At 67.6% G+C, this 22,214-nt stretch carries 22 protein-coding genes; 11 read left to right on the top strand and 11 right to left on the bottom strand.

Annotated features, from left to right (window positions below):
• The first annotated feature begins 35 nt into the window (after nt 1-35).
• The 5 genes from E6C48_RS11120 (at nt 36) to E6C48_RS11100 (ending at nt 4,011) form a co-directional block, all read left to right on the top strand.
• Complete coding sequence (locus E6C48_RS11120; RefSeq protein WP_136357228.1) at nt 36-191, top strand: histidine kinase; 156 nt, start codon at nt 36-38, stop codon at nt 189-191.
• Nucleotides 188-1,099 (top strand): site-specific tyrosine recombinase XerD, encoded by a 912-nt coding sequence (locus E6C48_RS11115; RefSeq protein ID WP_136357106.1) that lies wholly within the window; start codon nt 188-190, stop codon nt 1,097-1,099. The genes E6C48_RS11120 and E6C48_RS11115 overlap by 4 nt, the downstream gene beginning before the upstream one ends.
• 95 nt (nt 1,100-1,194) lie before the next feature.
• On the top strand, nt 1,195-2,145 hold the full coding sequence (locus E6C48_RS11110) for an acetyl-CoA carboxylase carboxyltransferase subunit alpha (RefSeq protein WP_136357104.1): 951 nt from the start codon (nt 1,195-1,197) through the stop codon (nt 2,143-2,145).
• A gap of 215 nt (nt 2,146-2,360) precedes the next feature.
• Nucleotides 2,361-3,659 (top strand): L,D-transpeptidase family protein, encoded by a 1,299-nt coding sequence (locus E6C48_RS11105; protein WP_136357226.1) that lies wholly within the window; start codon nt 2,361-2,363, stop codon nt 3,657-3,659.
• Between the two features lie 112 nt (nt 3,660-3,771).
• On the top strand, nt 3,772-4,011 hold the full coding sequence (locus tag E6C48_RS11100; RefSeq protein WP_136357102.1) for a sulfurtransferase TusA family protein: 240 nt from the start codon (nt 3,772-3,774) through the stop codon (nt 4,009-4,011).
• A 25-nt stretch (nt 4,012-4,036) separates the two neighbouring features.
• On the opposite strand, the gene E6C48_RS11095 is transcribed toward E6C48_RS11100, so the two are convergent.
• Nucleotides 4,037-5,701, bottom strand: coding sequence for an amidohydrolase (locus E6C48_RS11095; RefSeq protein WP_136357100.1), 1,665 nt, complete (start codon nt 5,699-5,701; stop codon nt 4,037-4,039).
• A 141-nt stretch (nt 5,702-5,842) separates the two neighbouring features.
• Between E6C48_RS11095 and E6C48_RS11090 the strand changes: the two genes are divergently transcribed.
• Nucleotides 5,843-6,883 carry a histone deacetylase family protein gene (locus E6C48_RS11090; RefSeq protein ID WP_136357098.1) on the top strand — a complete coding sequence of 347 codons (1,041 nt, stop codon included), beginning with the start codon at nt 5,843-5,845 and terminating at the stop codon, nt 6,881-6,883.
• Between the two features lie 130 nt (nt 6,884-7,013).
• Nucleotides 7,014-8,258, top strand: a complete 1,245-nt coding sequence (locus E6C48_RS11085) for an MFS transporter (protein WP_136357096.1) — start codon at nt 7,014-7,016, stop codon at nt 8,256-8,258.
• Between the two features lie 78 nt (nt 8,259-8,336).
• Here E6C48_RS11085 and E6C48_RS11080 read toward each other — a convergent pair whose 3' ends face one another.
• The 6 genes from E6C48_RS11080 to hemC all read right to left on the bottom strand — a co-directional run bounded on the left by E6C48_RS11080 (nt 8,337) and on the right by hemC (nt 14,357).
• Nucleotides 8,337-9,044, bottom strand: a complete 708-nt coding sequence (locus E6C48_RS11080; protein WP_136357093.1) for a glutamine amidotransferase — start codon at nt 9,042-9,044, stop codon at nt 8,337-8,339.
• 22 nt (nt 9,045-9,066) lie between these two features.
• Nucleotides 9,067-9,546, bottom strand: coding sequence for a tellurite resistance TerB family protein (locus tag E6C48_RS11075; RefSeq protein WP_136357091.1), 480 nt, complete (start codon nt 9,544-9,546; stop codon nt 9,067-9,069).
• A 68-nt stretch (nt 9,547-9,614) separates the two neighbouring features.
• On the bottom strand, nt 9,615-11,198 hold the full coding sequence (locus E6C48_RS11070) for a heme biosynthesis protein HemY (protein ID WP_136357088.1): 1,584 nt from the start codon (nt 11,196-11,198) through the stop codon (nt 9,615-9,617).
• Between the two features lie 3 nt (nt 11,199-11,201).
• Nucleotides 11,202-12,602: a COG4223 family protein gene (locus tag E6C48_RS11065; protein WP_136357086.1), complete on the bottom strand. Its 1,401-nt coding sequence runs from the start codon at nt 12,600-12,602 to the stop codon at nt 11,202-11,204.
• Nucleotides 12,603-12,705: 103 nt separating this feature from the next.
• Entirely contained in the window at nt 12,706-13,428 is a 723-nt protein-coding gene (locus E6C48_RS11060) for a uroporphyrinogen-III synthase (protein WP_136357084.1), read from the bottom strand.
• Nucleotides 13,410-14,357, bottom strand: coding sequence for a hydroxymethylbilane synthase (gene hemC, locus E6C48_RS11055; RefSeq protein ID WP_136357082.1), 948 nt, complete (start codon nt 14,355-14,357; stop codon nt 13,410-13,412). The genes E6C48_RS11060 and hemC overlap by 19 nt, the downstream gene beginning before the upstream one ends.
• Before the next feature lie 90 nt (nt 14,358-14,447).
• Here hemC and tsaD point away from each other — a divergent pair, with 90 nt between their 5' ends.
• From tsaD to E6C48_RS11035, 4 genes are read left to right on the top strand one after another with little or no spacing between them, the layout of a single operon-like run.
• A complete protein-coding gene (gene tsaD, locus E6C48_RS11050; protein ID WP_206086476.1) occupies nt 14,448-15,548 on the top strand; it encodes a tRNA (adenosine(37)-N6)-threonylcarbamoyltransferase complex transferase subunit TsaD in 1,101 nt (366 codons plus the stop codon).
• Nucleotides 15,545-16,528: an NAD(P)H-dependent glycerol-3-phosphate dehydrogenase gene (locus tag E6C48_RS11045; RefSeq protein WP_136357080.1), complete on the top strand. Its 984-nt coding sequence runs from the start codon at nt 15,545-15,547 to the stop codon at nt 16,526-16,528. Before tsaD ends, E6C48_RS11045 begins: the two co-directional genes overlap by 4 nt.
• A 9-nt stretch (nt 16,529-16,537) precedes the next feature.
• Nucleotides 16,538-16,834 (top strand): YciI-like protein, encoded by a 297-nt coding sequence (locus E6C48_RS11040; RefSeq protein WP_136357078.1) that lies wholly within the window; start codon nt 16,538-16,540, stop codon nt 16,832-16,834.
• Between the two features lie 15 nt (nt 16,835-16,849).
• Nucleotides 16,850-17,272, top strand: a complete 423-nt coding sequence (locus E6C48_RS11035; RefSeq protein ID WP_136357076.1) for an EVE domain-containing protein — start codon at nt 16,850-16,852, stop codon at nt 17,270-17,272.
• Nucleotides 17,273-17,279: 7 nt separating this feature from the next.
• Here the strand turns inward: E6C48_RS11035 and E6C48_RS11030 are convergent, their stop codons facing one another.
• From E6C48_RS11030 to E6C48_RS11015, 4 genes are read right to left on the bottom strand one after another with little or no spacing between them, the layout of a single operon-like run.
• The gene (locus tag E6C48_RS11030; protein ID WP_136357074.1) at nt 17,280-17,528 is read right to left on the bottom strand and encodes a hypothetical protein; all 249 of its coding nucleotides are present in this window, start codon (nt 17,526-17,528) and stop codon (nt 17,280-17,282) included.
• A gap of 2 nt (nt 17,529-17,530) precedes the next feature.
• The gene (locus E6C48_RS11025) at nt 17,531-18,769 is read right to left on the bottom strand and encodes an aminomethyltransferase family protein (protein WP_136357072.1); all 1,239 of its coding nucleotides are present in this window, start codon (nt 18,767-18,769) and stop codon (nt 17,531-17,533) included.
• Nucleotides 18,766-20,487: a phytoene desaturase family protein gene (locus tag E6C48_RS11020; protein ID WP_136357070.1), complete on the bottom strand. Its 1,722-nt coding sequence runs from the start codon at nt 20,485-20,487 to the stop codon at nt 18,766-18,768. The genes E6C48_RS11025 and E6C48_RS11020 overlap by 4 nt, the downstream gene beginning before the upstream one ends.
• On the bottom strand, nt 20,474-22,093 hold the full coding sequence (locus E6C48_RS11015; RefSeq protein ID WP_136357068.1) for a phytoene desaturase family protein: 1,620 nt from the start codon (nt 22,091-22,093) through the stop codon (nt 20,474-20,476). Before E6C48_RS11015 ends, E6C48_RS11020 begins: the two co-directional genes overlap by 14 nt.
• Between the last annotated feature and the right edge of the window lie 121 nt (nt 22,094-22,214).

The raw sequence follows: 22,214 nt of genomic DNA, 5'->3' as shown, positions 1-22,214 counted from the left end.
AGGAAGGCACCAGCAAGGCGGACAAACGAAACGCGATGCCCACCCTGTTCCGCTTTGTTGTCACCGTGGCCGTGCTGGCCGGCATCGCCTATGGCGCCATGTTCGCGCTGGTGATGTTCGTCAACCCGAAGCAGGCGGAGCTTTCCGTGCGCATCCCGCCGGAAAAGCTCGCCCCGAAACAGTCTCAATGAAGAGCGCCGCCCGCATCGAGGCCTTCCTGGAGATGATGAGCGCCGAGCGTGGCGCGGCCGAGAATACGCTGGCCGGCTATCGCCGCGACCTCGAGGACGCAGCCGAAACAATCGCCGGAAACCTCGCCGACGCCTCCTCCGATGCCATCCGCACCTATCTCGACGGCATGGCCGCGCGCGGCTTCGCGCCGACCTCGCAGGCACGCAAACTGTCGGCACTGCGCCAGTTCTTCAAGTTCCTCTATGCCGAGGGCCTGCGCGGCGACGACCCGACCGGCACGCTGGACAGCCCGAAGAAGGGCAGGCCGCTGCCCAAGGTCATGAGCGAGGCCGAGACCGGCCGCCTGCTCGACCGCGCGGCACGGGAGGCCGCCGACCCGGAGCAGGCCGACCGGCTGGCGGCTCTGCGCCTGCATGCGCTGGTCGAGGTGCTCTACGCCACCGGCCTGCGCGTTTCCGAACTGGTCGGCCTGCCGGTGACGGTGGCGCAGCGCGACGACCGCTTCTTCATGGTGCGCGGCAAGGGGAACAAGGAGCGCATGGTGCCGCTGTCGGCCAAGGCGCGCGCCGCCATGCGGGCCTGGCTTGCAGCCAGGGCAGCGGTGCCCGCCTTCGCCGAAAGTCCGTTCCTTTTCCCGGCCGCCTCCGACAGCGGCCATCTCGCCCGCCAGGTCTTCGCGCGCGACCTGAAGGGGCTGGCGGCGCGCACCGGCATCGCTTCAGCCAACCTGTCGCCGCATGTCCTGCGCCACGCCTTCGCCAGCCATCTTTTGCAGAACGGCGCCGACCTGCGCGCCGTGCAGCAGCTTCTCGGCCATGCCGATATCTCGACCACGCAGATCTACACCCATGTGCTGGAGGAACGGCTGGTGAAGCTGGTCACCGAGCACCATCCGCTTGCCGACTAGGCCTGCGCCCGCTATGTGAGGCCCTCGGAAACGGCTTTTTCAGCTTTCCGCAGCCATTGTCCCGCCGTCCTTCGCGCGCACCGGTCCGTTTGCCAATGTACAATTACCTCGACTTCGAAAAACCCGTCGCCGACCTTGAAGGCAAGATCATCGAGCTGAAGAAGCTTGCCGAAAGCGGCGAGGCCGTCGATGTCGCCGACGAGATCGCTCGCCTGGAGAAGCGCTCCCGCGACGCGCTGCGCGACGTCTACAGGGCGCTGACGCCGTGGCAGAAGGTGCAGGTGGCGCGCCATCCAGACCGGCCGCACTGCCTCGACTACGTCAAGGGCCTGTTCACCGACTTCGCCCCGCTGGCGGGCGACCGTACCTTCGGCGAGGACCAGGCGATCGTCGGCGGCTTCGCCCGCTTCCGCGGCGAGCCCGTCGCCGTGATCGGCCAGGAGAAGGGCTCCGACACGGCGAGCCGGCTCAAGCACAATTTCGGCATGGCCATGCCCGACGGTTACCGCAAGGCCGTACGTATCATGGAACTGGCCGACCGCTTCGGCATTCCCCTCGTCACCCTGGTCGACACCGCCGGCGCCTATCCCGGCGTCGAGGCGGAGGAGCGCGGCCAGGCCGAGGCCATTGCCCGCTCCATCTCCGCCTGTCTGACCATCAAGGTGCCGTCCGTCTCGGTGGTGATCGGCGAAGGTGGCTCCGGCGGCGCCATTGCGATCGCCACCGCCAACCGGGTCTACATGCTCGAACACGCCATGTACTGCGTCGCCTCGCCGGAAGCGGCGGCCTCCATCCTGTGGCGCGATTCGACCCGCTCGAAGGATGCCGCCAACAACATGCGTATCACCGCGCAGGACCTGCTTGAGCTGAAGGTGATCGACGCCATCGTGCCCGAACCGATGGGTGGCGCCCACCGCGCCCCGGACACGGTGATCAAGGCGACGGGTGACCTCGTCGCGCGCACGCTGAAGGAATTCGCCGGCTCCAATGCCGATTTCCGCGAGCAGCGCCGCGAGAAGTACCTGGCGATGGGCCGCACTCTCTAACGTTTTCGCGCCTCGCGTGCGAAATTGTGGCCGCAATGCGTGGCGATGCCACAAAATTGCCGTCGCTTTCGGCACTATGGGGTGACCGCAGGAGCGGGGACGCCGGACCTGCGGTAAGGAAATTTCAAGGTTAACGAGCCTAGGGTTCCGTTGATATCCGACGGAACCGGAAACCCGGCCCGTTGCCTTAGATGAAGAAGACGATCAGCAGACCGATGTTCGCCAAGCTCGCCCGTTCCGCACTCGTGATCGCCGCCCTCGGCGTAGCCGGCTGCACCGAATCGTCCGTGCAGGACTTTGCCCCGCAGCATGCCAACAAGCAGCTCCCGGCCAAGATTATCGCCGAGATGCGGGCCAAGGGCATGAACAAGAACGCGCCGATCATGGCGCGTATCTTCAAGGAAGAGAACACCGTCGAGATCTGGAAGCAGAAGACCAACGGCCGCTACGACATCATCGCCAGCTATCCGATCTGCAAATGGTCGGGCAAGCTGGGGCCGAAATTCACCGAAGGGGACCGCCAGGCGCCGGAAGGCTTCTACACGGTCCGTCCCTCGCAGATGAACCCGCGCTCCGGTTATCACCTCGCCTTCAACATCGGCTATCCCAACGCCTATGACCGCGCCAACGGCCGCACCGGCTCCAACCTGATGGTGCACGGCGCCTGCTCGTCGTCCGGCTGCTACTCGATGAACGACCCGCAGATCGAGGAAATCTACGCCTTCGGCCGCGACGCCTTCCAGGGCGGCCAGACCGAATTCCAGATCCAGGCCTTCCCCTTCCGCATGACCGCCGCCAACATGGCGCGCTACCGCAACGACCCGAACTACGAGTTCTGGAAGATGCTGAAGGTCGGCTACGACAATTTCGAGATCACCAAGGTGCCGCCGAAGGTGGACGTGTGCGAGAAGCGCTACGTCTTCAACCAGGTGGCGCCGGAAGGCACGACCTTCAACCCGAGCGGCGCCTGTCCGGCTTCCGCGCAGCCCGATGCGCTCAAGGTCGCCTATTCACAGTACCAGAGCAAATACGACGCCGCCTTCGCCAGCGCCTTGAACAGCTCCAATCCCGCGCCCAAGCCGACGATTCTCGGCACCAAGGAAGCGGCACTTGTGGCCGACTGGTCGAAGCGCCGCGCACGCGGCGAGCGCGTCACGATGGACCCGCCCTCGCTGAAGTCCGACGGCACCGTGGTCGAGACGACGACACGCATGGGCCGCATCGATTCGCCGCTCGGCCGCAAGATGGCGGCGCTCGACGCCGAGAAGGCCGCCGCAAAAAAGGCCGCTGAGGAAAAGGCTCAGGCGGTCGCCGCCGCCAAGGCCGCGAAGGAAGCCGAGAAGCAGCGCATCGCCGAGGAAAAGGCGGCGAAGAAGGCCGGCAAGGCGAACGCCATCGCCGTCGTGCCGCCGGAGCAGGCAGCGCCTCAGGAGCCCGTCACCCAGACGGCGTCGAGCGACGGCAACATGGTTTCCAAGGTCAGGAAGCGCCTGCTCGGCCTGTTCGGCGGCTAGTGCATCGGATCGAAAAGTGGGAACCGGTTTTCGGGAAAATCCGATGCTCAAACAAAAGGACAGATCGCCACCCTGCATCCGCTAGGATGCACGGCGATCTAGTGCTGCCGCCTTGGCGCCGCCCGCTCGTTATGATCTTCGGGGGCTGAACTGTCCCCTGCCCGTGCTGAAGGCCCGCAAGAAGCTGGCCGCCATGGCGCCGGGCAGCCTCCTCCAGCTGGAGACGACCGACCCGCTCGCCGTCATCGACATTCCCGCCTTCTGCGCCGAGGCAGGCCACCGGCTGGTCGAGACGACAGCCCAGGACGGCGGCCACCGCTTCCTGATCGAGCGGAGCGCGCTCACTTCCTGAAGCGGCGGCGCCGCCTCAAAAGGGTTCATCCTTCGTAAGTCACCTTGCCGCCACAGATCGTCACGAGCGGCCGCACGTCGTGCAGATTCTGCGGCGCTATCGCCTCGATGTCGGCGGACAGGACGACGAGGTCGGCCATGAAGCCGGGTTTCAGCCGTCCCTTGGCGGTCTCTGCGAACTCGGCATAGGCCCCTTCGACCGTATAGGCGGCAAGTGCCTCCATCAGCGAGAAACTCTGGTCGGGATCGCTTTCGGCCCACCGCTTGCGTAGCATCGCCGCCTGCATGCCGCGGATCGGATCGATCGGCGAGACCGGCCAGTCGGAAGCGAAGACGACATGCGCGCCGGCATCCTTCAGCGTGCGCCACGCGTAGGAGAGCGGCCAGCGCGCCCGGCCGATGCGCGAGACGGTCGGCTCCAGCGGAAAGCCCATCGCGCCCGGCGGGTGCGGCGGCTGCATGGAGGCGATGGCTCCAAGTTCGGAAAAACGCGGCACGTCGGCGGCGGAAATCACCTCGATGTGCTCGACCCGGTGGCGGCTGTCGCGCGCGCCGTTGGCCTTGCGCGCCGCCTCGTAGCCGTCGAGCACCGCGCGCACCGCGCCGTCGCCAATCGAATGCACGGCGATCTGCAGGCCGCGCCTGTCGATCGCGACGGCAAGCTCCTTGAAGCGTTCGGGCGAGAATAGCGGCTCGCCTAACCAGTCCGGCCGGTCCGCATAGGGTTCCAGCATCACCGCCGTCCAGGAATCCAGCACACCGTCGAAAAACACCTTGACCATGCCCGAGGCCAGCCATTCCGAGCGATACCGCTCGGCCATCTTGGACGCCTTGTCCAGCATCGCCAGGTCCATGAAGTTCTTGAAATGGAACGGGATTCTGACGCGGCAGGGCAGCCCCTCCTCGGCCTCGATCGCGGCCAGCAGCTCGAGCTGGTAGAGATTGCCGTCCATGTTCTGGATGGAGGTGATGCCGTGCCTGGCGCACCACGCCAGACCGCGCCGCATGATGTCGCGGTCGGCGGCCCGTTCCGCCGCCGACGGCGCCGGGTCCGGCTCGCCGCCGGTCGAAAGGCCGAGCCGCACGCGCTCCTCGCCGGCCAGCGCCAGCACCGGCCCGAACGCCTCGCCCTCGCGCAGCTCGCCATTGGCCAATCCGTCATCGCCGATGACGATCTCGTTTCCCGGCCCGAGCGTGCGGCCGTGCAGGATGCCGGCCGCTTCCAGGGCCTTCGTGTTGGCCCACACGGTATGATGGTCGGGAGCGGCCATGCAGAATGGCCGATCCGGCAGGATAGCATCGAGATGGTGGCGCGTTATCCGCTCGGCGCCGAGCACGCTGTAGTCGACGCCCTGCCCGACCAGCATCGGAGCGTCCGGTCGCTCGGCGGCATAGGCGCGGATGGCGTCGCGCAGGGCGTCGAAGCCATGCAGGCCGGCGAGCTGGAGATGGGCGAGTTCCGCCGCGCCCGAGAAAAGGTGCATGTGCGCTTCGATGAAACCCGGAACGACCGAGCCGCCCTGCGCGTCGATGACCCGCGTCGCCGGCCCCTTGAGCGCCGCGATCGCCTTGCTGTCGCCGACCGCCACGATCCGTCCGTCGCGGACGGCAATCGCTTCGGCGGCCGGATGGTCCTCGTCCATGGTCAGCACCCGGCCGTTGACGACGATCAGGTCCGGGCTTCCGCTCATGGCTGTTTCCTTCGCTGGTGGAGACCGGGATGAGGCTAGACGAGCCAAAGCGGGTCCAGCAAGCCTCCTGCGCTTGGCCCAGCGGCTTGCCCACGGCACCGCCCTGCGGCTAGGCTCCGGTAAAACGCACGGAAGGATTTCATGAAGACCGTCTATTCGCCGCTCCACGCCGGGCATGCCGGCACCATGGAACTGAATTCCGGGGAACTGATGCCCGGCTTCGAAAAGCCATCGCGTGCCGAGATCATCCGTGCCCGCGTCGAAAGCGAGAAGCTGGGGCCGATCCTGGCGCCCGAGCCGCACGACCTCGCCGCCGCCAGGCGCGTGCACCGTGCCGACTACATCGACTTCCTGCCGACGATCTATCCGGCCTGGGAGGAATCGGGCCGGTCCGGCTCAGCCATTCCCTTCACCTGGCCGACGCGCGGCCTGCGCGGCGACGTGCGGCCCGAGACCATCGACGCGCTGCTCGGCTTCTATTCCTTCGATGCCGGCGCGCCCTTCGTGAAAGGCACGTGGGATGCGATAAAATCCTCCTACGAGGTGGCGCTGACGGCCGCGGCGCTGGTCAAGAACGGCGAGCGCACCGCCTTCGCGCTCTGCCGCCCGCCGGGCCATCACGCCGGCGACGCCTTCATGGGCGGCTACTGCTACATCAACAACGCCGCCGTCGTCGCGCAATGGTATCGCGACCAGGGTGCTGCGCGCGTCTCCATCCTCGATGTCGACTACCACCACGGCAACGGCACCCAGCAGATCTTCTATGCGCGCGGCGACGTGCAGGTGCTCAACCTGCACGCCGACCCGATGGTCGAATATCCCTTCTTCCTCGGCCACGCCGACGAAAAGGGCGAAGGCGCGGGCGAAGGCTTCAACCTCAACTATCCGATGCCGTTCGGCACGACGTTCGAGACATGGAGCGCCGCACTAGACGACGCCTGCGGCAAGCTCGCGGCCTATGCGCCGGACGTGGTGGTGGTGTCGCTCGGCGTCGACACTTTCGAGAAGGATCCGATCAGCCAGTTCAAGCTCAAGTGCGCCGATTATCCGGCGATCGGCTGTCGCATCGCGAAACTCGGCCTGCCGACGCTGTTCGTCATGGAAGGCGGCTACGCGGTGGACGAGATCGGCGTCAACGCCGTTGGCGTGCTGACCGGCTTCGAGGAGGCCAGCCGAGGATAGCGATCCCATTCTGCATTTTTTGCGCGCAAGGCGGCCTGAACTGCGCTAAAGGCGGTTCTGGTCGGACCAGCGCCCGCTGCGGAAGTGCCCCGCCGGCCATCATCGGACGCAACGGGGCCTTTCGCTTTTCATGACGCCAGATACCGAGACGACATCCGCCGCCCGGTTCGCCGCCTTCAGCCACCGGCCCTTCCGCGCCTACTGGGCGGCGCGCTTCCTCACCACCTTCGCCGCGCAGATCGTCTCGGTCGCGGTCGGCTGGCAGATCTACGACCTGACCCGCGACCCCTTCGATCTCGGCATCGTCGGCATCATTCAATTCCTGCCATCGCTTCTGCTGGTTCTGGTGACGGGCGCGGTTTCCGACCGCTTCGGCCGCCGCCTCGTCATGGGTATAGCTTCGGCATTGGAGATGGGCTGCGCGCTTGTCCTGCTGGCCCTGGTGTCGAGCGGCGAGCTGACGAGCCCGCTGCCGATCTTTGCCGTGCTCGCGGTATTCGGCATCGCGCGCGCCTTCTACGGGCCGGCGTCGTCCTCGCTGGTCGCCAATCTCGTCCCGCCGCAAGACTTTGCCAACGCAGTCGCCTGGAACTCTTCCGCCTGGCAGACGGCCAACATCGTCGGCCCGGTCGCCGGCGGTCTGCTCTACGGCCTGTCGGATAGGGTTGCCTACGGCAGCGCCGCCGTCCTCATGCTCGCGGCAACGCTGCTCATCTTCGCCATTGCCAAGCCCGCCCAGCGCAACCACACCGAAAGCCCCGAACTGGAGACGCTGTTCGCCGGCTTCCGCTATATCTGGGGCGAGAAGGTCGTGCTCGGCGCCATCTCGCTCGACCTGTTCGCCGTTCTCCTGTCCGGCGCCACCGCACTTCTGCCGGTCTATGCCCGCGACATTCTCGTCCTCGGCCCATGGGGGCTCGGCCTGCTGCGCTCGGCGCCGGGGCTCGGCGCCGTCTTCGTGGCGGTGTGGCTGGCCGGACACCCGATCCGCAACCATGCCGGCGTCCTGATGCTCATCGCCGTCATGCTGTGGGGCGCGCTGACCGTCGTCTTCGGCGTCTCGGCAATTCCATGGCTGTCGATCGTCGCCCTTGCGCTGATGGGCGCGGCCGACATGATCAGCGTCTATGTGCGCGAGACGCTGATCCAGCTGTGGACGCCGGACGAGGTGCGCGGCCGTGTCAACGCCGTCAACCAGGTCTTCGTCGGCGCCTCCAACGAGGTCGGCGAATTCCGCGCCGGCACGCTGGCCGCCCTCATCGGCACCGTGCCGGCGGTGGTCATCGGCGGCGTCGGCGCGGTCGCGGTCGCCGGCCTGTGGGCGGTGCTGTTCCCGCATCTGCGCAGGGTGCGGCGGCTGGACGGGAGAGAGTAAGGCAAGTTAAGGGAATAGGGGAGTAGGGCAATAAGGCAGTATGTGAAGATCCCCCTATTCCCCTATTCCCCTATTCCCCTATTCCCTCACCTTCCCGAACACCGTCGTCAGCAGCTCGCCCAGCCAGCGTTTCAGGTGCATGTCCCAGATCAGCCGGCCGCCGAGATGGTCGCGGCCGGGCTGCGCGCCGGGCAGGGTGAAGCGATGGGCACCGCGCACCACCCAGCGATGCATCATCAGGCGCGTCAGCTCGGCGTGGAACTGGATGCCCCAGGCATTGTCGCGATAGCGGAATGCCTGGTTCGGATAGGTCTCGGCGGTGGCGAGCAGCGTCGCGTCCTTCGGCAGGGAAAAGCCTTCGCGATGGAACTGGTAGACCATTTCGGGCCACGGCATGAGCGCCCGGCCCGCCTCCGTCGCCTTGATAGGATACCAGCCGATCTCGACCAGTCCCTCGCCGTGGCCCTCGACCTTGCTGCCGAGATGGTTGGCCAGCATCTGCGCGCCGAGGCAGATTCCGAGAAACGGGCGGTTCTCCTTCAGCGGCACCGCCAGCCAGTCCGTCTCGCGCTTGACGAACTCGTCGCCGTCGTTGGCGCTCATCGGGCCGCCGAAGACGACGGCGCCGGCATGGCCGTCGAGCGTCTCGGGCAACGCGTCGCCGAGCGGCGGGCGGCGGATGTCGAGGTCGAAGCCGCCTTCCACCAGCATCTGCCCGACGCGGCCGGGGCTGGAATTTTCCTGATGCAGGACGATGAGGATTTTCGGTCGGCTTGAGGGCGGCATGATCGTGGAATTGTCTGAAAATCTATTCGTCGCTGGATGCGCCTCTGGCGACCGGCATCCTCGCGGCGACCTCCTGCCGCGCCGCGATGCGGTCGCGCCGCTCGACGCCGATCAGTTCGGCGACCCGCCACACGACATTGTCCTCCAATTCATGCAACTCGCCGTCGGCATAGACCATCTCCCACAGCAGCGTGACGAACGCCCTGCGGCCATCGGCGTCGAGATGGCGCTTGAGCACGCTGGTGAAGGTATAGAGATCGACGGCCTCGTTGTCGGCCTTTTCGCCGGCGCGGGCCAGACGGTCGAGGTCTTCGCCGCCCACCGCATAGGTCTCGGCCAGAATCTGCTTGAAGCGCTCCCATTCGGTATCCTGGCGGATGCCGTCGGCGTCCATGACGTGAAAGAGCAGGGCGGCGGCAGCGATGCGGGCGTCGTCGTCCGCACGCGGCCCGGCGCCGCCTCCGGGCAAATCCTTCAGAAAAGACAGCACGCGTTCGAACATGGATCGTTCCCGTTCAGGCCGAAAGGAGAGCGAGATGAAGTGTAGTTAGCGCGATGGTTGCAGGAAAATCAAAATAAACGGAACCGGCGCGGCGCCTTTTCCGCTTCCTCCTCGGGCTCCACCCCCGGATCGTCGGGCGCGCGCGCCTGATCGTCGCGCCTGTCGGCGGGAGCATCCGGCGCGACCGCGACGGCCGCCGCAGCCGCCTCGCCTGCCGATCCGGGCGAGGTTTCCGCCTGCTTTTCGACGACGATCTCGGCCGCATGGCCGTCGATCGGCCCATCCCCGCCGCTCGCCTTGGATGGCGGCGCCAGCACCGGCTTCGCAGCGTCTTCGCCGTCCCCGGCCTCGATGAGACGGCCGAGACGTTCCGCCGGCGCGCGCCATTCGAACGCGTCGAGGCGCCCGGTGACCGGCGATACCGGCGCCCAGCGCTCCGAAACCACCCCGTCGGCGACCCAGGCGGGATCGCGCGGCGCCCTGACGGCCTTGCCGAGAAGCTGTCGCACCTTGCCCTGGTCGCCCGTCTCGGCTTCCTCGATGTCGGCAAGCAGCAGATAGGCGCCCTCGCGCCGGTCCATGCGGATGGCCGCCTCGGCCTCGTGCCGGGCAGTGGCGAAATCCTGCGCGTCGAGTGCCGCGCGCGCCACGGCAAGCGAGGATTCGGCGTTGTTCTTCTTCATCTCCTGAAGCTTGCGCGCACGCGCCAGCCGGTCGTTGACCGCATCGCCGGGCCGGGCATGGATGTAAAGCTCGGCGACCTCGGGATGCGGCTCGGCCCGCCAGGCCGCTTCCAGCACCTTCGAGCCCTTGCGCACGTCGTTGTTCCGGAACAGCGCCCGGGCCGCGATCACCGCCGTCGGCGCGAAGTCGGGCGCCAGCCGGTTGGCCTCCAGCGCTGCCGCCTTAGCCGCATTGAAGTCGGCGTCGAACAGCGCCTCGGCCTTGGCCGTCAACAGCACCGCACGGCGCCGGTTGGCGACGGCGGGCTCGATCTGCCGGGTCGACTTCTGCGCCTCGACGATCTTCAGCGCGGCGTCCCAGTCGCCACGCTGGGCAAGTTCCTCGACGGTCGAATCGGATGCCCAGCCAAGCTGCGGCGCGGCTTGTGCGGCGCGCCCGGCATAATGGCGCGCGGCATTGCGATCGCCCAGCCGTTCGGCTTCGAGGTAAAGCCCGCGCAGGCCGAGCAGCTGCATCTCCGGATCGTCTAGCATCGCCTCGAATTTTTTGCGCGCGCCGTCGTGGTCGCCTTCCAGCAGCGAGGCCTGTGCGTCGAGCAGGTGGATCAGCGGCTCCTGGTCGGAGCGGATCAGCTTGGCCGCTTCCTTCGTCTTCTTGCGCGCCAGCGCGGCGTCGCCCGCGCCGGCGGCGATCATGCCGGTCGACAGCGCCTGGTAGCCGCGATCGCGCCGCCGCACGCGGAAGTAGCGCGTGATCGTATAGGGGCTGTTCCACAGCGACTTCAGCAGCCACCACAGGATCATCGCCGCCGCCACCACGGCGACCACCGCCACGGCGGCGACCATCAGGCTGACCTGATACTGGTAGCCGGCGAAGGTCACGACCATCTGGCCCGGCCGGTCGGCCAGCCAGGAGAAGCCCAGCCCCAGAGCGAAGACGACGATGAGGAAGAACAGGATGCGGATCATATTCTACGCCTTCATCGCGCCGGAGATCAGCGCGTCGAGCTGCGCTTCGACATCGAGCCGCGCCTTGAGCTTGCCCGCGAAACCGGCGCCGGCGGCCTTGGCAGCTTCGGGCAGCGTGTCGTATTCGGCCAGTGCCTTGGCATAGTCGCCCTGGTTCACCGCCACCTCCAGCCGCGCCACCGTTTCCGGCACCCCCTTGCCTTCCACGGCGCCGATGGGGCGCACCTCGACCAGTGATTCGGCGCTGGACATGAGCCGCTGGAAGATGCCGGCATTCGGATCGACGGGCTTTGCGGCCGCGACCATGGCATTGGCGGCTGTGTCCACCTCGCCGGCGATCGCCGCGCGGGTCGGCACGCCCTTGTCGGCATAGGCGCGCAAGGCGGCGATCTCGGGCGCATCGGGCGCGATGGCGGCGAAAGTGTCGAGTTCGGCCGCGAACGGCGCCCCGCGGTCGAGCGCCGACTTCAGCGCGGCGGCGGCGATGGCGAGCGCGATCCTGGGCTGCGAGGCCTGCGCCTCGACCTTGGCCGACAGCTGCGAGAGAGATTGTTCGAGCATGGCAAGCTTCGATTGCTGTTCGCCGGCCGCATCGCCGGCCGATTTGAGCTGGGCTTCCAGTTCGCCCAGCTTCTCGTTGACGGGACCGAGGTCCACCGGCTGGGCCTCGCCGCCCTGCCCGAGCCCCGCCACCGCCTTCTCGAGGCCGGCCACCTTGTCGGACAGCGCGGCAAGATCGGCGTTGTCGCCGCCCTGGCCCGAATCCAACGCCGCTTTCAGCGTCACGACGTCGGCCTTCACCTGGTCGAGCGCGGCCGACAGGCCGTCGATGCGGGTGCCGGTGCCATTGCCCCCGCTGTTCTTCAGGGCGGCGAGTTCCCCCTTCAGCGCCGCGATCTGGCCGCCGAGATCGCCGCCGGCATTGCCGCCCGGCGCGCCGAGCAGGCCCGCATATTGCAACGCCCCGGCGCCAAGAAGCGCGATGAGGCCGCCGATCACGCCCGCGCCGACACGGCCGAGCGCACCGTCGCGCGGCGAAGACGGCCCGGCCCGGCCGTCGGGCCTGTCGCCGGTGCCCCCCTCCGCGCCGTTGCTCGCCAGTTCCTCGGTCGTCTCTTTCGTCGGCCGCTCGGCGAAACCGTAGTCGGAGGCATAGCGTGACGCGGGCTCGTCCGGCGCGGCCGTCCGGTCTGCCTCGGGCGAGGCCGTCTCCTTATGCTCCCAAGGCTCGAAATCGGCTGATTCGGCGCGCGGCGTTTCCTGTTCCGGCACGTTGTCAGGCGCCTGAGCATCGGCCGTGTCCTCGTCGCCGTCGTCGACGCGCGAGACTTCACCCGGCTCCAGCTCGATGGTCACCGGCTGGCGATGCTGCTTGGAATGGCGCGTTTTCGGCGTCTTGACCATGCTCGGGCTCCGCTTTCGTCTCGGCCGCCAGGCGGCAGGGATGGCTTGTCAAAGGCAATAGCACACCACCAAGCGGTGAAAAGGGGCGGCGTGATGACCTGCCCTATCCTTTCGCCCGCAACAGGGCCATCAACGCCTCCTCGTCGGGCGTCGCCGCGACATGCCTCGCGCCCTTGCCGTCGCCGGCAACCCGGAACGCGGCGTCGATGCGGGCCGACAGGCAAAACACGGCGGCATTCTCCAGAGCCGGTATCAGGGCGGTATGGCGCACGAGCCTCGCCGCCGCTTCTGCCGCCTTGACGGAATAGAGCAGGACGGCATCGGCCGCCCGCCCGCCAAGCAGGGAAAGGACCGTAGCGTCCGGGGGCTCGACCGCGACCGTATCGTAGGTTTCGATCGCCGTGATCCGCACGCCGGCCTCCGCCAGACGGTCTTCGAACAGGGGAAACCGCTCGCGCCCGCAAAGATAGACAAGGCGTTTGCCGACAAGCTGCGGCGCGATCGCCTCGGCTAGCCCTGCAGCGTCGCCCGGCCCGGCTTCCACGGCATGAAAGCCGGCGGCCTGCGCGGCCGCCGCCGTCCGCTCGCCCACCGCATGGCAGGCAAGCGCCGTCAGCCTGCCAATCAGGCGGTGCGGCGCATGACGCAGCGCATTGGCACTGGTGACGGCGACCGCCGCCGCATCGTCCGGCACCGCCGCGTCGTCCACGGCAAGCGGCTTCGTCGCCGAAAGCGGCAGGACGAGCGGTTCGAACCCCAGTTGCCTGAGCCGTCCTGCGGTACGCGTCGCGCCCGGTTCGGGCCGCGTCACCAGGACCCGGCGCATGTCAGGTTCAGCCTTTCAAAGAAGGCGGGACCGGCCTTGGCCCGCACCTCGGCTGCGGCCGCAGCACCGATGGCGGCGGCATCCTGCGCCGGCCCGGCCGCGGCGACGGCGTGTTCTTCGCTGCCGTCCGGCATGGCGATCAGGCCGGAAAACGCCAGTGCGCCGTCCGTCACCGTCGCATAGCCGGCGATCGGCGTGCGGCAGGAACCGTCGAGCGCGGCGAGAAAGGCCCGTTCGCAGGCCAAAGCCTGCCCGGTCGGCACGTCATGGATGGCCGCCAGCAGATCGATCGTCCGCGTGTCGCCGATACGGCTTTCGATGCCGATGGCGCCCTGCCCGGGCGCCGGCGGAAAGGCGTCGAGCGCCATGACGTCGGTGGCGATATGCGCCAGCCCGAGCCGCTTCAGGCCGGCGAGCGCCAGGATCGTTCCGTCCGCCACCCCCTCCTCCAGCTTGCGCAGGCGTGTCTGCACGTTGCCGCGAAACAGCACCACGTCGAGGTCCGGCCGCATGCGACGGATCAGCGCCTGGCGGCGAAGCGACGACGAACCGACCTTCGCGCCGGCGGGCAGGTCGGCGATGCGCGCCGCCGCCTTGCCGATGAAGACGTCGCGGGCGTCCTCGCGCGGCAGGAAGGTGGAAAGCTCCAGCCCGTCCGGCAACACCGTCGGCATGTCCTTGGAGGAATGCACGGCGATGTCGATGCGGCCGGCAAGCAGCGCCTCCTCGATTTCCTTGGTGAACAGGCCCTTGCCACCGGCCTCCGCCAGCGCGCGGTCCTGGATGCGGTCGCCGCTGGTGGTGATCGGCACGATCTCGAACGCGTCTTCGGCGAGGCCGTGCGCCGCCATCAGCCGCGCCCGCGTCTCGTGCGCCTGCGCCAGCGCCAGCAGGCTGCCGCGCGTTCCGATCTTCAAGACAGTTTGCATGGCTCGCGGTCCATGGTAACCCCCGGGATGCTCGGCCTGTCCTATCGGGGATTGCCTTGCCGGGCAATCATCGAGGGTAGCGACGAATTGATCCGCGTTCTGGGCATCGAGACGAGTTGCGACGAGACGGCGGCCTCCGTCGTCGCGTTCGATAGCGGCGCGTCCGAAATCCGCTCGCCGAAAATTCTGTCCAACACCGTGCTGTCGCAGATCGCCGAGCATGCGGCGTTCGGCGGGGTCGTGCCGGAGATCGCCGCGCGCGCCCATGTCGAGGCGCTGGACGGCATCGTCGAAGCCGCCCTTGCCGATGCCGGCACGGACCTGTCCGAAATCGATGCCGTCGCCGCCACCGCCGGCCCTGGCCTTGTCGGCGGCCTGATCGTCGGCTTGATGACAGCCAAGGCCATCGCCGCCGCCGCCGGCAAGCCGTTGCTGGCGATCAACCACCTGGAAGGCCACGCGCTGACGGCGCGGCTGACCGACGGACTGGAATTCCCCTACCTGCTGCTGCTCGTTTCGGGCGGTCACACCCAGATCGTGCGCGTCGCCGGCGTCGGTGACTACCAGCGCTGGGCGACGACCATCGACGATGCGCTGGGCGAAGCTTTCGACAAGACCGCCAAGATGCTCGGCCTGCCCTATCCGGGCGGCCCCAACGTCGAGAAAGCGGCCGAGAAGGGCGACGCCGCCCGCTTCGCTTTCCCACGCCCGATGAAGGGCGCGACGCAACCGGATTTCTCCTTTTCCGGCCTGAAGACCGCCGTGCGGCAGGCCGCCAGTGCCATCGCGCCGCTGACGGAGAAGGACGTGGCCGACATCTGCGCTTCCTTCCAGGCCGCCGTCGCCGATGCGCTTCAGGATCGGGTACGCCGCGCGCTGGAGCGCTTTCGGGCCGAGTTTCCGGACATGAAGGCGCCGGCTCTGGTCGTTGCCGGCGGCGTCGCCGCCAACCGCACGATCAAGGTGGCACTGGAGGCACTGTGCCGCGACGCCGGCTTCCGCTTCGTCGCGCCGCCGCTGAAACTGTGCACCGACAATGCCGCGATGATCGCCTGGGCCGGCATCGAGCGGCTCAGCGCCGGCCTTGCCGACACGGAAAATTCTTTCGCCTTCGTGCCGCGCTCGCGCTGGCCGCTGGACGGCGTCTCGACGCCAGTCGTCGGCTCCGGCAGGCGAGGAGCCAAGGCATGAGTGACGGTTTTCGCGTTGCCGTGCTGGGCGGCGGTGCCTGGGGCACCGCGCTGGCGCTCGCCATGCTGCGCGCCGGTCATGCCGTCAGCCTGTGGGCGCGCGATGGCGAAACCGTCGAGGCGATAAGCCGCGGCGAAAACCCACGCTATCTGCCCGGCATCCCGATCGAACACGGCATCGCCGCGACGGTGGACATCGCGACCGCCCTGGCCGCCGCCGACTGCGTGCTCGCGGTGGTGCCGGCGCAGTCGCTGCGCGGCGTGCTGGGCAAGGCGAAGCCGCATATGCCGGCGGGCGTGCCACTGGTTCTGTGCGCCAAGGGCATCGAGCGCGAGACCGGCGCGCTGCTCTCCTCCATCGTCACCGAGATATTGCCCGGCAATCCGGTGGCCGTCCTGTCCGGCCCGAGCTTCGCCACCGACGTGGCACGCGGTCTGCCCACCGCCGTCGTCGTCGCCGCCGGGCAGGAGGACCTGGCCGTCGATTTGGCGCAGCGCTTCTCGGCGCTTAACCTGCGCTGCTATTCCAGCGACGACGTCACCGGCGTCGAGATCGGCGGGGCGCTGAAGAACGTCTTCGCCATCGCCGCCGGCGCCGTCACCGGCGCCGAACTCGGCGCCAGCGCGCAGGCCGCCATGGTGACGCGCGGCTTCGCCGAGCTGCGCCGCATCGGCGCCACCTTCGGCGCCCGGCCGGAAACGCTGATGGGCCTGTCGGGCCTCGGCGACCTGCTTTTGACCTGTTCCTCGGTCCAGTCGCGCAACTTCGCCTACGGGCTGGCGCTGGGACGCGGCGAGGCGCTGACCGGCCGGCCGCTGGCCGAGGGCGTGCCGACCGCCGCGATCGCCGCCCGCATCACGGCCGAGCAGGCCATCGATGCACCGATCATCGCCGCCGTCGCCGCCATCCTGGACGGCGCCGTCAGCATCAACGACGCCGTCGCCGCGCTGATGAGCCGGCCGCTCAAGACAGAGGACTAGGAGCAAGGAATGCTGTTCGCACTGATCTGCAAGGACAAGCCCGGCGCGCTCAACGTGCGCATGGAGACGCGGCCGAAGCACGTCGAGTTCATCAACGGCCTGATCGCCGACAGGAAGCTCGCCTTCGCCGGGCCGTTCCTCGATGCCGAGGGCAAGTCGATCGGCAGTCTGGTGATGATCGAGGCGGCGGGTCAGGCCGAAGCGGAAGCGGTGGCCGCAAGCGATCCCTACGCCAGGGCCGGCCTATTCGACAGCGTCGAGGTCCTGCCGTGGACCTGGGTGTTCAACAAGCCGGCCGATGCCTGAGGGGACGCTATTCGCATGAACTACTGGCTGTTCAAGTCCGAGCCGTTCAAGTTCTCCTTCGATGCGCTGAAGAAGCTCGGCGCCAAGGGAACGCAGTGGGACGGCGTGCGCAACTATGCCGCCCGCAACAACATGAAGGCGATGCAGATCGGCGACCTTGGTTTCTTCTACCATTCCAATGAAGGGCTGAACATCGTCGGCATCGCCGAGGTGTGCGCGCTGGCCCATCACGACACCACGACCGACGATCCGCGCTGGGAATGCGTCGACATCCGCGCCGTGCGCGACGTGCCGAACCCGCCAACGCTGGCCGACATCAAGGCCAATCCGAAACTCCAGGACATGGCGCTGGTGCGCCTCGGCCGACTTTCGGTGCAGCCGGTGACGCCGGAAGAATGGCGCGAAGTCTGCCGCATGGGCGGCGTCGATCCGGCATAGGCGACGTCTACCCGGTAAATCCCATCCGCTTCAGCCAGTCGCGGCCGACGCCGCGATCGCGGATGATCGGCAGCGGGTCTTCCGCGTCCAACCGCGAGCAGATGCGATAAACCTCCAGCGTCTCGGCATTCATCTCGCCGCGCTTGTAGAAGACCATCGCCGCCGCATAGCGCGCCCGGCCGGACCACGGCTCGCCAAGTGGCGTGTTGACCAGCGCCCAGTTCTCGGCGGCTTCCGCATCCGGCTCTTCCGCCATGGTCAGAAATCCGCCGGCGGGCTGGCCGTGCGACGGTCCAGCTTGATGAAGGGACGCGGCACCACCTTCGCCCTCTTCATCAGCCGCTCGTATTTCAGTTCGCACATGGCATAGATCTCGACCCACAGGTCGTCGGTCACCGAATCGCCATAGGGCAGATCGAGCGAGGCAATCGCGATGTTGCGCTTGGCCATCGGCGACCACATGGCCGCGCTCACCAGTCCGACCTCGCGGTTCTTGCGGTGGTAGACGATGGCATGCTCGGCCGGCACGTTGCCGTCGATCTCCAGCCCGACCAGCACATGCCGGAGTTTCTTCCTCGCCCGCGCTTCGAGAATCGCGCGGCGACCGTTGAAATGGGCCTTGGCGGGATCGATCATGAAGCCAAGCCCGATCTCGTCCGGCATGCGGGTGCGGTTCGAGCGGATGGCGTGCTCGGCGGTGACGAAATCGGCATTGGCGACGATCAACCCCGCCTCCAATCGCGCCCGGTTGAGCGCGGTGTAGCCGATGGCGCGGATGCCGTGCAGTTCTCCCGCCTCCATCAACCGGTCCCACAGCGAAAGCGCCAGATCGCGCCCGATAAAGAGTTCGTAGCCGAGGTCGCCGGTGAAGCCGGTGCGCGAGATCGTCACCGTTCCGTTCTCATGCGGAAATTCGGCGAGATCAAATACCTTGAGCTTTTCCACGCCGGCGAAGCCGGCCGCGCGCAGGCAGGCGAAGGCCGTCGGCCCCTGCAAAGCCAGCCCTGCGATCGACTCGGTTTCTTCTTCCACCGCCACGTCGAAGCCGATGGCGGAATCCAGCAGCCAGGGCAGATGCCGTTCCTGAGAGCAAAGCCGGAAGCGCGTGGCGGACAGGCGAAACAAGGTGCCGTCGTCCAGCACAAAACCCTCGTCGTCGCACCAGGCGGTATAGTGGACGCGGCCGGGCTTCAGCTTCGTCACGTCGCGCAGCGTCACCTTGTTGCAGAAGGCCTCCGCGTCCGACCCCTCGATGCGATATTTCGTCATCGGCGAGATGTCGAAAAGGGCGCACTGGCTACGGATGGCGAAATACTCCAGTTCCTCGCCCCACAGCGAATGCGGTGCCCGGTAGCCGGCCCAGTTGTACCAGTCGCCGGTCTTCGCCAGCGCGTCGAGACGCGGCTGGAACGGTGTGCCGAGCCTGAGCGTGCGGAAGTGGGACTGGGCGGCACGGCGGGAATCGTCGGCGGCCATCGTGGTGGCGACGGTCATCATGCCTTCCTCCGTTCCGCCAGGATACGCCGCGCCGCGTTCAGGCCCGGCGCGCCGGAAATGCCGCCACCCGGATGCGAGCCGGCACCGGCGAGGAACAGGCCCTCGACCGGCGTGTCGTAACCCGACCAGCCGGAGACGGGGCGCGAGAACAGCATCTGGTCGGCCTGCAATTCGCCGTGATGCCAATGTCCGCCGGGCATGCGATAGCGCGCCTCGATGTCGGCCGGCGTCAGCAGTTCCGCATGGCGCACCAGCTTCCCGATATCCGGCGCATGGGCTTCCAGTTGCGCCATGACGGCGGCAAGCAGCTTAGGCTTTCCGGTCTCCCATCCCTCTTTCAGCGCATAGGGCGCGTACTGCACGTTCGCCGAAAGAACGCAGCTGCCAGTCGGCGCCAGTGACGGATCGGTGAGCGACGGCAATACGATCTCCATCACCGGCTCCGGCGAGAACTCGCCGTACTTCGCCGGGTTGAAGGCGCTCTCGACGTGGTCGGCCGATGGCGCGATGACCAGCCGCCCGCGCAAATCCGCCGCTTCCACGCCGGCGAAACCCGGCACGCCGTCGAGCGCCAGATTGAGCTTGGCGACATCGCCCTTCATGCGGATCGCCTTCACCTTGCGCACAAAGCCCGTGTCGAGCAGCGGCGCGCCGACCAGGGCAAGGAAGGTGGTCGCTGGGTTGATGGCCGAGACGACCGTGCCGGCGCGAATCTCTTCGCCGTTCGCCAGCGCGACACCGACAGCACGGCCCTTCTCCACGACGATCTTCGCGACGGGGGCGCCAGTGCGGATCGCCACGCCGGCATGCTCGGCTGCGGTGCGGATGGCGGCAACGACGGCGCCCAGGCCGCCCTTCGGCACGATCTGCGCGCCCGGCGCGCCGCCGCTCTCGCCAGTCAGGCGATAATAGAGGCCAAGCAAGGAGGTCGGCGAGCGCGGGCCGAGATGCGATCCCAGCACCGCGTCGAAGGCAAGCAGGCCCTTCAGCCGGTCGTCGGTCAGTTGCTCGTCGAGCAGGTCGTAGACGTTCATCAGAAGCACGCGCAGGAAGTCGCGCATGTCTTCGCGGCCGAGCCTCTTCACCGCTAACGCCGCCTGCCCGAGTGCCGCCATATCGCCGAACGAGCCGCCGCCAAGCTGCGGCGGGCGTCGCGACAGGAACGGTTTCAGGATGGCGGCGTAGCGCAGAAGCTGAGCGCGGAGGTCTTTCCAGGCGGATTGTTCGGCCGGGGTGGCGCCGGCCAGCGCCTCGCCATAGGCGCCGTGCAGGGTGAGGGGGTTACCGTTTTTTGACAAGGCGACAGAAGGCGCGAAGGTTGAACCGGAAATACCCCCACTCCTAACGCCTCCCCTCAAGGGAGAGAGGGATTCCGGCCGTGCCGCTTCCATCAGGCTTGTCGTGGCTGCGCCCCCGAGTCCCCCTCCCCCTTGAGGGGAGGGGTTAGGGGTGGGGGGCCTGCGCGACAGTTCCAGCCCGTGCCGCTTCAGATCCAGCGCGCGCACCACTTCCGAATGCAGCCGGTTCAGGAGATGCGCGGTCGAGGCGCGGAAGCCGGGAAAGAATTCTTCCGTCCGTGCCGACCCACCCACCTCGGCATCCGCTTCCAGCACCAGCACCCTGCGGCCGCTCTTCGCCAACAGGGCTGCGCAGACGAGGCCGTTGTGGCCGCCGCCGATGACGACGACATCCCATTTGGCGCGATCAAATGACGTCATGGGCAGCGCTCATGTGATGATCGGGTCGGGCGAGATCGCGCAGGATTTCGGCCGCCGCGTTGCGGCCCGGCGCGCCCATGACGCCGCCGCCGGGATGGGTGGAGGAGCCGCACATATAGAGGCCACTGAGCGGCGAACGGTACTGCGCGTAACCCGGCACCGGGCGGTTGAACAGAAGCTGGTCGAAGGTCAGTTCGCCCTGGAAGATGTTGCCTTCGGTCAGGCCCACCTCGGCTTCGATCTCGCGCGGCGTGCGCACTTCCATATGGACAATGCGGTCGCGGAAGCCAGGCGAATAGTCGGCGATCTGCGACACGACCGTCTCGGCGAAGGCGTCGCGGTCGGCGTCGGTCCAGTCGCGCCCTTCCACCTTCGGCGGCGCGTATTGCACGAAGCAACTCATGAAGTGCTTGCCGGGCGCCGCCATCGTCGGGTCGAGCGTGGTCGGGATCATCACGTCGAGGAAGGGATCGGCCGACCAGCGTCCGGCCTTCCAGTCGTCATAGGCGCGCTCCATGCGCTCGACCGAATCGGTGAAATGCAGGTCGCCGCGCAGGCAGGGCGAATCCTTCGGCAGCGCCGGGAACTCCGGCATCGAATCCAGCGCGATGTTGACCTTGCCGGACGAGCCCCTGATCTTGAAGTTCCGCACCCTCCGCAGGAAGGTGTCCGGCAGTTCCTTCTCTTCCACCAGCTTCAGGAAAGTGCGTTTCACGTCGGCATTGGATACGACCAGCTTGCCGAAAATCTCGTCGCCGCCGGCGAGCACGACGCCTTTGGCCTTGCCGCGCTTGACCAGCACCTTTTCCACCTCGGCGCCGGTGCGGATCGTGCCGCCGGACGCCTGGAACGAGGCCGCGAGCGCCTTCGTCACCGCGCCCATGCCGCCGCGCGCATAGCCCCAGGCGCCGACCGAGCCGTCGACCTCGCCCATATAGTGATGCAGCAGCACATAGGCCGTGCCCGGCGACATCGGCCCGAGCGCGGTGCCGATGATGCCGGAGATGGAGAAGTTCGCCTTGATGACGTCGGTCTCGAAATATTCGTCGAGGAAATCCGAGATCGACATGGTCCAGAAGCGCAGCGTCAGCGCCATTTCTTCCGGCGTGAGGTCGGCGAATTTCTTGCCGAGGTAGAGAAGTTCGCCGAGGTCGCGCGGCTTCCAGCTCGCCGGGTCGGGCGCCGTGCGCATCAGAAGCGGCTGGATGAAGCGGCACTGCCGCGTCACGTCGCGGGCGTAGCGGTCATAGACCTCGGCATCACGCTTCGAAAAACGGGCGAATTCGCGGCGGTGCGCGTCGTGGTCGCGGTAGTTGCCGAGATAGTCGCCATCCCGCGTCAGCACCGCGCCGCCCTCATAGGCGATCACCTGCAGGCCGAAGCGCGGCAGTTCCAGGTCGCGCATGATCTCGGGCCGGAACAGCGAGCAGACATAGGAGCAGTTGGAATAGAGGAAGCCGGGCGTCAGCTCGCGGCTGGTTGCCGCACCACCGACCCAATCGTTTTTCTCCACCACCAGCACATCCAGCCCGGCGCGCTGCAGGTAGCAGGCGTTGACAAGCCCGTTATGGCCGCCGCCGATGACGATCGCGTCCCATGTCTTCATGCCTATGCAGTCCGCTTCCGCTCGATCCCGAGCCTGCCACGGCGCCGCCCGGCCTGTCCAGAGATTTTGAATGAATGTTCAACAAATGAGTTGCGTTCTGCGGTCGCTGCGCTAGGCTTCG

The organism is Ollibium composti (assembly GCF_004801285.1).
GTDB classification, from domain to species: domain Bacteria; phylum Pseudomonadota; class Alphaproteobacteria; order Rhizobiales; family Rhizobiaceae; genus Mesorhizobium; species Mesorhizobium composti.
Note: the sequence above shows the minus strand (reverse complement) of the source record. Positions and strands in the feature narration are given on the sequence as shown.

Bases quoted from the DNA above. Each gene is read 5' to 3' on its own strand.
- E6C48_RS11120 (WP_136357228.1), top strand. From the start codon at position 36: ATGCCCACCCTGTTCCGCTTTGTTGTCACCGTGGCCGTGCTGGCCGGC.
- E6C48_RS11115 (WP_136357106.1), top strand. From the start codon at position 188: ATGAAGAGCGCCGCCCGCATCGAGGCCTTCCTGGAGATGATGAGCGCC.
- E6C48_RS11110 (WP_136357104.1), top strand. From the start codon at position 1,195: ATGTACAATTACCTCGACTTCGAAAAACCCGTCGCCGACCTTGAAGGC.
- E6C48_RS11105 (WP_136357226.1), top strand. From the start codon at position 2,361: ATGTTCGCCAAGCTCGCCCGTTCCGCACTCGTGATCGCCGCCCTCGGC.
- E6C48_RS11095 (WP_136357100.1), bottom strand. From the start codon at position 5,701: ATGAGCGGAAGCCCGGACCTGATCGTCGTCAACGGCCGGGTGCTGACC.
- E6C48_RS11090 (WP_136357098.1), top strand. From the start codon at position 5,843: ATGAAGACCGTCTATTCGCCGCTCCACGCCGGGCATGCCGGCACCATG.
- E6C48_RS11085 (WP_136357096.1), top strand. From the start codon at position 7,014: ATGACGCCAGATACCGAGACGACATCCGCCGCCCGGTTCGCCGCCTTC.
- E6C48_RS11080 (WP_136357093.1), bottom strand. From the start codon at position 9,044: ATGCCGCCCTCAAGCCGACCGAAAATCCTCATCGTCCTGCATCAGGAA.
- E6C48_RS11075 (WP_136357091.1), bottom strand. From the start codon at position 9,546: ATGTTCGAACGCGTGCTGTCTTTTCTGAAGGATTTGCCCGGAGGCGGC.
- E6C48_RS11070 (WP_136357088.1), bottom strand. From the start codon at position 11,198: ATGATCCGCATCCTGTTCTTCCTCATCGTCGTCTTCGCTCTGGGGCTG.
- E6C48_RS11065 (WP_136357086.1), bottom strand. From the start codon at position 12,602: ATGGTCAAGACGCCGAAAACGCGCCATTCCAAGCAGCATCGCCAGCCG.
- E6C48_RS11060 (WP_136357084.1), bottom strand. From the start codon at position 13,428: ATGCGCCGGGTCCTGGTGACGCGGCCCGAACCGGGCGCGACGCGTACC.
- hemC (WP_136357082.1), bottom strand. From the start codon at position 14,357: ATGCAAACTGTCTTGAAGATCGGAACGCGCGGCAGCCTGCTGGCGCTG.
- E6C48_RS11045 (WP_136357080.1), top strand. From the start codon at position 15,545: ATGAGTGACGGTTTTCGCGTTGCCGTGCTGGGCGGCGGTGCCTGGGGC.
- E6C48_RS11040 (WP_136357078.1), top strand. From the start codon at position 16,538: ATGCTGTTCGCACTGATCTGCAAGGACAAGCCCGGCGCGCTCAACGTG.
- E6C48_RS11035 (WP_136357076.1), top strand. From the start codon at position 16,850: ATGAACTACTGGCTGTTCAAGTCCGAGCCGTTCAAGTTCTCCTTCGAT.
- E6C48_RS11030 (WP_136357074.1), bottom strand. From the start codon at position 17,528: ATGGCGGAAGAGCCGGATGCGGAAGCCGCCGAGAACTGGGCGCTGGTC.
- E6C48_RS11025 (WP_136357072.1), bottom strand. From the start codon at position 18,769: ATGATGACCGTCGCCACCACGATGGCCGCCGACGATTCCCGCCGTGCC.
- E6C48_RS11020 (WP_136357070.1), bottom strand. From the start codon at position 20,487: ATGACGTCATTTGATCGCGCCAAATGGGATGTCGTCGTCATCGGCGGC.
- E6C48_RS11015 (WP_136357068.1), bottom strand. From the start codon at position 22,093: ATGAAGACATGGGACGCGATCGTCATCGGCGGCGGCCATAACGGGCTT.